General features: G+C 62.1%; 2 protein-coding genes. Both read right to left on the bottom strand.

Going from position 1 to position 1,957, the window contains the following annotated elements; translation table 11 throughout:
* Positions 1-209: 209 nt before the first annotated feature.
* Positions 210-1,400, bottom strand: a complete 1,191-nt coding sequence (locus tag ACYVDE_RS21340; protein WP_460503555.1) for a toxin-antitoxin system YwqK family antitoxin — start codon at positions 1,398-1,400, stop codon at positions 210-212.
* 110 nt (positions 1,401-1,510) lie between these two features.
* Positions 1,511-1,957 (bottom strand): c-type heme family protein (locus ACYVDE_RS21335; RefSeq protein ID WP_460503554.1); only part of this gene is annotated, 447 nt, incomplete at its 5' end.

Raw genomic sequence — 1,957 nt, 5'->3', positions numbered from 1 at the left:
GGGCGGCCGGCGCGGTGCAGCCAGGTGGCGCAGGCCAGCCCGGCCATGCCCGCGCCAATGATGATGATGGGATGTGAGGACATGAGAGCAATCGGAGTTTCAGAGGTGCTGCCACAGGCGCACCGGTCAGCAGCAGTGTGCTTGCGTTACGGGCGATGGAAGACCGTGGTTGATTGTTCTCACAACCGCGTGCTGTCAGGCGCTGTTATTTAATGCTTATCTGGTATCGGCGCCGGTGCGGCCCGTCTGCCCGGCTGAATGCGCAAATGCATCTGGTCCAGTATCAAGCCATACTCAATCTGTACGCGGCAGCCTACGGCCTGCTGGCTCTCGTGCGCTGGTTCCCAGCGCGGCAGCGTGCGCATGAGGGCCAGCAGCTGTCGGGCGGCCTCAATGCTGGTGCCCTCCGTCTGAAAAGGTTCTGCCGACCAGCTGCCGTTGGCATCAAGGTAGGCTTCGAACCGGAGTACGCCCTGGTAGTTGCTCAGCGTATTATGCGGCGTGTTGGCAGATGATTCAATGGCTTGAATGCGCCGCCACAGCAGTTGGAAGTAGGCCGACGTGCCGGTTTTGTAGAAAGCGGGCGCGAAGGTGCTACTGATTACCGGCGTTGGGGGGGCGCAGGGCGGGCGCATTTGAAACCGCTCGGCGCTCTCGAATGCCCCAACCTGAAAAAACTGCACCCGGGAGGCGCCGTGGTAGCGGTCGCTCGTGCCTGTGGCAGTCCGTTCGAAGCCGGCTTTCACCGTGCCGTCGGGGCCGTAGGTTTCCGTGATGGCATAATTAGCCATTGCACCATTTTTGGCGGGCACCAGCTTCCAGATGCCCAGCGGCCGCCCCGCCACCACGGGCCCGCTGAATTGATTGCCCGACCCTAGCTCGCGCTGCCAGGTACCGGCCCCGTCGATGACCATTTGCTGGCCTGCAGCATCCCAATACTGGCGAATAACGGGTTGCTCGTCGGCCCGGTCGTAGCTGATAATTTCAGCCAGCTGGCCCGATGCCCGCCAGAACTGCCATTCGCCTATCCGGCGGTTGGCGTGGTACTGGCCCTGGCCCTGCGGCTTACCATTGGCATGAAACAGGGTAAAAAGACCTTCCTTCTGGCCATGTACATAGCGTCCCGTTAGCTCCACCGAATTGGTGTCGGGCCAGCGGGTGTCGCGGAAAGCACCGTGAAACGAGCCAGTGGCGTCGAGCCGGGTCTGGCGACGAATGGCCGCGCAGGCCGGCTGGGCCATCTCATAGCTGTTTGTGTAGAACAGATTAAAGCTGTCGCCGCTCACTACCTGCACGTAAGTGCTGAGTGGGGCTGACGGGGCCTGGGTCAGGCCTGCCAGGTCCTGCGCCGATTTCGCCGCCGTTTGGGCCGAGGCCGTGCCGGCTGCCAGTGAGGCCACGAGTGCAAGAAAAAAAGTATCGGAAGGACGCATAAAAGGAAGGCAGTGGTAGAACGATAAAAATTATCGCCTGCTAAAGTAATAGCGCTACCGCTGCCGACGAATCGGCGCTAAAACAGCTTCGGCAGCTTGTGCTCCTTCCATTTCTTACGGGTCTTCATTGTCCAGAACTCGGCCACGCCGGGGCGTTGCAGGCTGATTTGCCAGGCGCCCATTGCCTGGCCCAGGCGGTAGCCGGTGGCTTGGTCCTGCGGGAATTTCTGCTTGATAAGGGCGTAGTCGGCCGCCGAAATATCCTTGCCGATTTCGCCGTGGCAGCGCAGGCAAAGCTGGTTATTCAGCACCACGGGGCGCTGGTAGAAAAACACTTCCTGCGACAGCCGCTTGATAGTGCGCACCGTGTCGGGCGTCATTTCCTCGGCCAGCAGCGGCCCCTGGCTGGTGGGGTTGCGCGGACGCTCGCTCACGCGCCGGGTGGTGGCCTTCAGCACGCCGGCCAGCGAATCGACGGCGCGGTAGGTTTCGGGGCGGCAGAAGGGTAGGGCACGGGCCACGCC

The organism is Hymenobacter agri, from assembly GCF_054778495.1.
The sequence above is the reverse complement of the archived record's forward strand: the minus strand, read 5'-3'. Positions and strand labels throughout refer to the sequence as shown.